Raw genomic sequence first — 771 nt, 5'->3', positions numbered from 1 at the left:
CCTTCCCTAGTCGTTGCTTGCCGCCGCTCGACTTCTGCCGAGGGACCAGCCCGAGCCAGGCGGCGAAATCGCGACCGCACTTGAAGGCTTCCATCGGTGGCGCAAAGGTTTCAATGGCAAGGGCAGCGATAGGGCCGACACCGAGCATGGTTTGCAAGCGCCGAGATGTTGCAGCTTGCTTGGACAGCGTGTCGATCGTCTTCTTCAATGCCGCGAGCCGGCTGCTCAACTGGTCGATCTGGTCAAGGAGAGCGCTGCAGATGTCACGGACCAGATCCGGCAGGTCTGCGCTCTCGTCCTCGACGATCTCTGCCAGACGTGGCAGGTGGCCGATGCCTTGCGGAGCAACATAACCGAACTCATAGAGGTGCGCGCGCAGCGCATTCACCAATTCGGTTCTCTGATTCACAAACTGCTCTCTGGTGCGAAACACGATAGCCCGGGACTGCTGCTCCTTGGTCTTCGGTTCGACAAAGCGCATTGTCGGTCGTTGCGCTGCTTCGACGATCGCCTCCGCATCTGCGACGTCGTTCTTCTGCCGCTTGACGAACGGTTTGACATAGGCCGGGGCAATCAGTCTTGGCTCATGGCCAAGCCGAGCCATCTGACGGGCCCAGTAGTGGGAGCTGCCGCACGCTTCCATCGCCACGACACATGCCGGTTGACTCGCCATGAACTTGCAAAACTGCAGGCGCGACAGCTTCTTGCGGAACACAACCGATCCATCAGCTGCCGCCCCGTGCAGCTGAAAGACGTTCTTTGCCAGATCGA

General features: G+C 59.9%; 1 protein-coding gene. It reads right to left on the bottom strand.

What is annotated here, in order from left to right; translation table 11 throughout:
- Window positions 1-771, bottom strand: a 771-nt coding sequence (locus AC0L18_RS32370) for an IS110 family RNA-guided transposase (protein WP_473495740.1), incomplete at both ends; no start/stop codon positions are given.

It is taken from the genome of Mesorhizobium sp. WSM4819 (assembly GCF_055811215.1).
Note: the sequence above shows the minus strand (reverse complement) of the source record. Positions and strands in the feature narration are given on the sequence as shown.